Annotated in this window: 10 protein-coding genes and 1 pseudogene; 6 read left to right on the top strand and 5 right to left on the bottom strand. The window is 69.7% G+C overall.

The features are described 5' to 3' along the window. Nucleotides 1-624: pseudogene (locus ABEA30_RS08025) on the top strand (ISL3 family transposase); the annotation flags it as partial. A 211-nt stretch (nucleotides 625-835) separates the two neighbouring features. Here the strand turns inward: ABEA30_RS08025 and ABEA30_RS08020 are convergent. From ABEA30_RS08020 to arfB, 3 genes are all read right to left on the bottom strand, one after another. Next, nucleotides 836-1132 carry a hypothetical protein gene (locus ABEA30_RS08020; protein WP_345581632.1) on the bottom strand — a complete coding sequence of 99 codons (297 nt, stop codon included), beginning with the start codon at nucleotides 1130-1132 and terminating at the stop codon, nucleotides 836-838. A gap of 213 nt (nucleotides 1133-1345) precedes the next feature. Further along, a complete protein-coding gene (locus tag ABEA30_RS08015; RefSeq protein WP_345581629.1) occupies nucleotides 1346-1618 on the bottom strand; it encodes a TetR-like C-terminal domain-containing protein in 273 nt (90 codons plus the stop codon). Between the two features lie 176 nt (nucleotides 1619-1794). After that, entirely contained in the window at nucleotides 1795-2235 is a 441-nt protein-coding gene (arfB, locus tag ABEA30_RS08010) for an alternative ribosome rescue aminoacyl-tRNA hydrolase ArfB (protein WP_345581626.1), read from the bottom strand. Between the two features lie 71 nt (nucleotides 2236-2306). Here arfB and ABEA30_RS08005 point away from each other — a divergent pair, with 71 nt between their 5' ends. From ABEA30_RS08005 to ABEA30_RS07985, 5 genes are all read left to right on the top strand, one after another. Further along, nucleotides 2307-2912 (top strand): hypothetical protein, encoded by a 606-nt coding sequence (locus ABEA30_RS08005; RefSeq protein WP_345581623.1) that lies wholly within the window; start codon nucleotides 2307-2309, stop codon nucleotides 2910-2912. Continuing rightward, entirely contained in the window at nucleotides 2909-3337 is a 429-nt protein-coding gene (locus ABEA30_RS08000) for a dCMP deaminase family protein (RefSeq protein WP_345581620.1), read from the top strand. Before ABEA30_RS08005 ends, ABEA30_RS08000 begins: the two co-directional genes overlap by 4 nt. Nucleotides 3338-3365: 28 nt before the next feature. Then, nucleotides 3366-3680, top strand: a complete 315-nt coding sequence (locus ABEA30_RS07995; protein WP_345581618.1) for a hypothetical protein — start codon at nucleotides 3366-3368, stop codon at nucleotides 3678-3680. Next, the gene (locus ABEA30_RS07990) at nucleotides 3629-4102 is read left to right on the top strand and encodes a phosphatase PAP2 family protein (RefSeq protein WP_345581615.1); all 474 of its coding nucleotides are present in this window, start codon (nucleotides 3629-3631) and stop codon (nucleotides 4100-4102) included. Before ABEA30_RS07995 ends, ABEA30_RS07990 begins: the two co-directional genes overlap by 52 nt. A gap of 104 nt (nucleotides 4103-4206) precedes the next feature. Beyond that, complete coding sequence (locus tag ABEA30_RS07985; RefSeq protein ID WP_345581612.1) at nucleotides 4207-5085, top strand: fructose bisphosphate aldolase; 879 nt, start codon at nucleotides 4207-4209, stop codon at nucleotides 5083-5085. Here the strand turns inward: ABEA30_RS07985 and ABEA30_RS07980 are convergent. Beyond that, on the bottom strand, nucleotides 5064-5705 hold the full coding sequence (locus tag ABEA30_RS07980; RefSeq protein ID WP_345581609.1) for a methyltransferase family protein: 642 nt from the start codon (nucleotides 5703-5705) through the stop codon (nucleotides 5064-5066). The two genes, ABEA30_RS07985 and ABEA30_RS07980, sit on opposite strands and share 22 nt — an antisense overlap. Further along, nucleotides 5702-6763, bottom strand: coding sequence for a cation diffusion facilitator family transporter (locus ABEA30_RS07975; RefSeq protein WP_345581606.1), 1062 nt, complete (start codon nucleotides 6761-6763; stop codon nucleotides 5702-5704). Before ABEA30_RS07975 ends, ABEA30_RS07980 begins: the two co-directional genes overlap by 4 nt. Between the last annotated feature and the right edge of the window lie 44 nt (nucleotides 6764-6807).

Below are 6807 nucleotides of genomic sequence, written 5' to 3'. Positions count from 1 at the left end.
ACGTTCCGCAAAGGCGTCGAGATCGCCACCCTGGACCCGTTCCACGGCTACAAGAACGCCATCAACGACCAGTTGGAGGACGCCGTCGCGGTGCTCGACGCGTTCCACGTGGTCAAGCTCGGGACGGCCGCGGTCGACGAGGTCCGCCGCCGGGTCCAGCAGGACATCCACGGCCACCGCGGACGCAGAGACGATCCGTTGTATCGGATCCGGAACCTGCTGCGAGCCGGGCAGGAACACCTCACCGACCGGCAGAAGACCCGCCTGGAGACCGCGTTCACAGCCGACGACCGACACGTCGAAGTCGAGGTCGCCTGGCACTGCGCCCAACAACTCCGCTCCGTCTAGCACCAATCCAGCCACGCCGACGGCCGCAGGGTCGCGGACAAGATCCTCGCCACGTTCCCCTCATGTCCGATCCCGGAGATCGCCCGCCTCGGCCGGACGCTGAACCAGTGGCGCGACGCGTTCCTGGGCTACTTCACCACCGGCGGCGCCAACAACGGCGGAACCGAAGCCATCAACGGGTTGATCGAACTCGCACGCCGCGTCGCCCGAGGGTTCCGCGACCCCGACAACTACCGCCTCAGAATGCTCCTCATCGGCGGCGGTCTACGACTATGACCCCACGCTCAGGTACGAAGAGCCTGCAATAGCGGTTCCAATCTGCTCACCGGCAACAGACCCGCACACGCTGATCTACTTTGTACGACTAGCGAATCTAGCCATTCTGTACAAGCTGTCAGGCCAGCTGTCGTACAAACTGCAGTGCATCTCGACAGGAGCGTCGAGATGCGCTCTACTTCTTAGGAAGTGGCCTTTGTAAATTAAGCGCTCAAAAGTAGAGCGCCTGCCCCTCTTCGAGCGGCCGCTGGTCGCCGCGGACCTCCATGATGTCCGGCACGTGAGCCCCGTCCGTCAGTAGCAACCGACACGGCTGGGCCACCAGCCGCGACACCTCTGGATCCCTGTCCAGTTCCCGCAGCAGGTCATGCTCCAGCCCGGACTCCACCGCCAACCTCGACTGCGTCGTCCAACAAAACGGCGCCGACGGGATATGACGCGACGACGCACGCACCTTCGGCTCCCGCACAGACTCCAACTCCGCCAAGGTGGACAGCCGTCCGCCCACTCCACCAACTCGCCGGCGAGCCGAAAATCGAAACAGGCACAACAGACTCAAGGGCTGGCGCCGCCCCCGTGCCCCAGATGTGCTGGGACATCAGAACCTCAATTCCCGAGTTGAGAAGTTGATCGAGGGCGTCTCTGTTCCAGCAGGGGCGCCCTCACTTCATGCCAGGACGCACCGCCTCCAGAGGCGTCGCTGGGGTGGACCTGGGCGTTGTCAGTCTGGGCCCTCTGTCGTGCGCCCTACTTTTGACAGTTGACTGATCAGCCCCGACATCAGCGCGAACCACATGTCCAGGGCTGAGGGGTCGGTGATTCCGATCTCGGCCATGGCCCTGCGCGCCTGCTCGGCCACTTGAAGCGACGGCTCGTAGGCTGCTTCAGAAGGCTCGAAGCCGGGGATCACCCGCCAGAACATCAGCTGCAGCGGGGCCGGGTTCTCCGTCGCGAAGTCGAAGAAACCGGAGGCGATCGTGCGGAGGCGCGCCACGGGCTCGTCGGGGCAACGCGGTGGCGGTGCTCAGGTCGAGCAGGGCTTGGTAGGAGTCCTTGAACATGGCGTCGTAGATGCGGTCCTTCGCGTCGAAGTACACGTACAACGACGGTGCGCGCATCCCGACGGCGGAGGCACCAAGGTCTTCTTCTGACCCGCCCGCGAGGTTCGCGTCAGTCGACGGGGCGGCGCCGCGCAGCCTTCAGCTCGGCGCGGTGCCGCTTCGACTGCAGTCGGCGCTCGACGGAGCCCCGCGTGGGTCGCGTCGCGCGGCGCTTCGGCGGTGGGGGAGCCAACGCCTCGCGCAGCAACCCAGCCAGCCGCTGCCGCGCCAAGGACCGGTTCCGCAGTTGGGACCGCTCGTCGGAGGCCTCGACGGTGAGCACGCCGTCGACGACCCGGTGCCGCAAGCGGTGCAGCACCCGTCGTCGCTGCGCATCGGTGAGCGTGGGTGAGGCCGCGACGTCGAACGACAACTGCACCTTGCTGTCGGTGGTGTTCACGCCCTGACCGCCGGGCCCGGAGGAGCGGGCGAACCGTTCCCGCAGCTCGGCGGCGGGGATGACCAGGCCGTCGGGGATCCCGGGGCCCGGGTCCACGGTCAGATCGCTCATGGCCGAGAGTCTACGAGCCGAGGTACCTCCGGCGGATCCGTCACCGGCGCGACGGCAATAGCGTGCTGGGCATGGTGTGGCGATCCTGGGCATGGGTGGTGCTGGCCGCGGTGCTCCTCGCGGCCGTCTCCCTGGTGAGCAACATGACGACTCCCGCACAACTGGCAGGCGACGTCGACGGGGTGCTGGCGGTGCGCCTGACCCTCAGCAAGCTCGCCAACTCCGGCACCGCATGGGCGGGCCTCCTGGTGTTGGCGGGGCGGATCGTCCGGGACCCCCGTCAGGCGGCGGCCGCCGGCATCCTCAGCGGCTGGCTGTCACTGGCCATCCACTACGGCCTCGGCCAGCTGGCGGGCATCTTCACGCCGCACATCTGGGCCGAGAACCTCAATTGGTTCCTCATCACCGGCGCGGTCGGCGCGCCGCTGGGCCTGGTCGGTGCCGCGACCGGCAGGGCGGATGGGCTCGGCCAGCTCTCCAGGCTCGTGATCCCGCTGGGTGCCGTCGTCGAACCGTTCTACCGGGGAATGTTCGCGCAGCCCGACGTCGCCCCCTGGCCGGGGGTGCTGTCCAGCATGGCCTGCGGCAGCGTGCTCGCGGGTCTGGGCGCGGCGGGTCTCGTGGTGGCGCTGCGCCGCCCCGCAGGACGGGCGCGATCCCTAGACTCGGCACCATGACGCGCCCCACGTTCGACGAACTCGGCCTGGCCACCGCCCGACTGTGGGCCACCCGCAGCGCCGACGCGAAGGTGCAGGTGGGCGCCTGCATCCTCGACCGATGGAACCGCGTGGTGGGGGTGGGCTACAACGGCCGCGCCGCAGGCGAGCCCAATGAGCGCGAGTCCATGGCGCAGGGCCACAGCGGCTTCATCCACGCCGAGGTCAACGCGCTGCTCGCCGCGAACTGGAACGGCGAGGGCCACACGCTGTTCGTCACCCACGAGCCGTGCGCCACCTGCGCCCGACTCATCATCAACTCCCGCCGCGTCACTCGGGTCGTGTACGAGACCGGCTACACCGAGGTCTCCCGGGCCGACGCCGGCCTGCCGTCGGGCGCGCAGATCCTCCGCGACGGCGGGCTCGTCGTCGAACTCAGGGAGTGAGGCCCGCCCGCCATGCCACCATGGACGGATGAAGCTGCCTGACAAGGCCCCCAAGGCCAAGGCCTCCGCGCTCCTCGGCACCACGCTCCTCGTGGCACTGCTGGCGGCCATCGGCCTGGCCGAACTGTTCGGCGAGATCCTCGAGTCCGTGGGCGACAGGGACGGGGTCGCCGCGTGGGACCGCCCGGTGCTCGACTGGGCCATGGCAGCGCGCACGCCGTCGTTCACCGCGTTCGTGGCTGGTACTCGAACACGGGCGGGCCGCTCTGGCAGCCCGTCATCACCGGCATCGTGGTGGCCTTCCTCAGCTGGCGCTGGCGCGACATCACCCCGCTGGTGCTGACCGCCATCGCCGTCGGCGGCTCCCTGCTCATCACGGTGTTGGGCAAGCACTACATCGGCCGCGCGCGGCCGCCCGTCGAGGAGGCGGTGCCGCCGTTCGAGTCGTCGATGAGCTTCCCCAGCGGCCACAGCCTGAACGCCCTGGTCATCGCCGGCATCCTCGCCTACCTGCTGATCAGGCACTTCTGGGCGCGCAGGCGCTGGGCCGCCTGGCTCTCGGCCGCCGTCGCCGCCCTGTACGCCATCTCCATGGGGCTGTCGCGCGTCTTCCTCGGCCACCACTGGCTGACCGACGTGTTCGGCGCCTGGGCCATCGGGCTGGCGTGGCTCACCGTCGTCATCGCGTGCCACCGCGTCTGGCACATGGTGCGGGCGCGGACGGAGCCGGGGCCCGTCGAGGAGGAGCGGGCCCCCGCCGCCTGAAACCGCTGAAACCCGCCGTCAAAGGTGGGACAATGGAACACATACGGAGCCGGGCGGCGTTGCCCGCGCCCCCGGCGCAGCCCCGCGTAGGAGGGAAGGGCGCCATGAATGAGAACCAGTTCACCAAGATGCAGAGCGCCCCCGGCTTCATCGCCGCGCTCGACCAGAGCGGCGGCAGCACCCCCGGGGCACTCAAGCGCTACGGCATCGAGTCCTGGGCGGACGACTCCGAGATGTTCGACCGCGTCCACGAGATGCGCACCCGCATCATGACCAGCCCCAGCTTCGACGGCAGCCGCATCCTCGGCGCCATCCTGTTCGAGGACACCATGCACCGCGACGTGGACGGCATGCCGACCGCCCGCTACCTGTGGGAGGTGAAGAACGTGGTGCCCATCCTCAAGGTGGACAAGGGCCTGCTCGACGAGGAATCCGGCGCCCGCCTGATGAAGGACATGCCGAAACTCGACGACGTCCTCGCCCAGGCCCGGGAGCACGGGGTGTTCGGCACCAAGATGCGCTCGGTGGTCATCACTCCGGGGGCCGGGTTGAAGGCTGCCGTGGACCAGCAGTTCGACGTCGGCCGGCACATCTTCGCCGCGGGGCTCGTCCCCATCCTGGAGCCTGAGGTGGACATCAAGAGCCCGCAGAAGGCCGACGCCGAGCAGCAGTTGCACGACCTCCTCAAGGAGGGGCTCGACGCGCTGCCCGACGGCGACTGGGTCATGCTGAAGCTGACCCTCCCCGAGGTGGACGACCTCTACCGCGACCTCGTCGAACATCCGCGGGTGCTGCGCGTGTTCGCGCTGTCCGGCGGCTACACGCGGGCGGAGTCCAACGAGCGGCTCGCACGCCAGCACGGCGTGGTGGCCAGCTTCTCGCGGGCCCTCACAGAGGGCCTGACGCAGGGCCAGACGAAGGAGGAGTTCGACGCGCTGCTCGACGAGTCGATCGGCAGCAACTATGCGGCGTCGACCACCTGATCCCCGCCGGTGAGACGCCCGAGGCCGGGCACGAAGCGCCCGGTCCTCGCGGCGTAGTTCCGGTAGGCAGGGCCGTGCGTGGCCAGCAGGTACGGCTCCTCCTCGAAGCGCACCTGCAGCTGGATGCCGATCACCAGCGCCATCAGGCTGAGCGCGCCCAGCCACGTGGGGGCGGCGACGGCGAACCCCAGCGCGGCGAGGATCATCGCGGTGAAGATCGGGTTGCGCACGTACGCGAACGGCCCGCCCGTCACCAGGTCGGTGGTCTCCGTGGCGTCGACGCCCACCCGCCACGAGGAGCCCATCGTCGACTGCGCCCACAGGACCGCCGCCATGGCCAGCAGCGCGATGATCACGCCGGCGGCGAACGGCCATGCCGAGTCGGTCAACACCGGCAGCACGCCGAGGCCCACCAGCGCGGGCGAGAGGAGGAAACCCACCAGCGCGAGCGCGAACAGCCTGCCGCCCCACCAGCCGGCGGAGCCCATGCGGCCGGAGAAGCCGCGGAAGCCGGCGTCGCCGGTCTCGCGGACGGAGCGCGCGGTGCGCCAGCCGAAGGCCGCGCCCAACGCCAGCACGTAGGCGGCGAGGGTGACCCACGCCCTCATCTCGATGCTCATCCGCCGTGGCCTTCCGGTGTGACGTGGACGTTGACCTGCCAGAGGTGCGGCACGGTGCCGCGCACGTGGTCCTCGACGGCGTGCGCCAGCCCGTGCGCCGCCTCGACGGTGAGCGCACCGTCGACCGCGACGCTGAGCTCCGCCACGAGCCGGTGCCCCGACCAGCGGGCCCGCGGCTGCGAGACGGCCGCCACGCCCGGGACCTCGGCGGCGCTGGCCTCGATGGCGTCGATGGTGCCCGGCTCCACGCCGTCCATCAGGCGGCGGATGACGCTGCGCATCGAGCTGATCAGCACGCCCACGATCACGGCGGCGATCACCAGGCCGATGACGGGGTCGAGCCAGGGCAGGCCCAGCCAGGCGCCGATCACGCCGATGGCCACGGCCACCGAGGTGAGCGCGTCGGTGCGGGCGTGCTGGCCCTCGGCGATCAGGGCCGCCGAACCGATCCGTCGGCCGGCCCGGATGCGGTACCAGGCCACGACCTCGTTGCCCAGCGCGCCGACGATGGCGGCGGCCATCACCCACGGCAGGTTGGTCATGTCACGCTCTGCCGACAGTGCCGTCACGGACTCCCACACGATCAGCACGGCGGACGCAGCGATGACGAGGCCGATCAGCAGCCCGACGAGGTCCTCCGCCCGGCGGAACCCGTAGGTGTACGCGCGGGTGGGGGCGCGGCGGCCGAGGCGGAACGCGATGATCAGCGGGATCGTCGTGGCCAGGTGCCCGAGGTTGTGCACCGTGTCGGCCAGCAGCGCCACCGAGCCGCTCATCAGGTAGATGACCACCTGGAGCAGCGCAGTGGCCGCCATGCCGGCGAGGCTGATCCACGACGCGCGGATGCCGATGGAGCTGGCCTCGTCGGCGCTGGTGACGGCGTCGACGTGGTCGTGGCTGTGCGGGATCAGGGCGTGCTTGACCCGCGCCCACACGCCCGAGCCGTGCTCGTGGTCGTGGTGGTGCCCGTGCTCATGGTCATGGCCGTGGCCGTGCCCGTGGTCGTGGTCATGCGGGTGGTCGTGGTGCTCGTGCCGGAGACCTGTCTCGGAAGTCATGTTTGAAGCTTATCTGCGCAATTGCGCAGATAACAAGCCAGATG

This window comes from Tessaracoccus lubricantis (assembly GCF_039544535.1).
GTDB classification, from domain to species: domain Bacteria; phylum Actinomycetota; class Actinomycetes; order Propionibacteriales; family Propionibacteriaceae; genus Arachnia; species Arachnia lubricantis.
The sequence above is the reverse complement of the archived record's forward strand: the minus strand, read 5'-3'. Positions and strand labels throughout refer to the sequence as shown.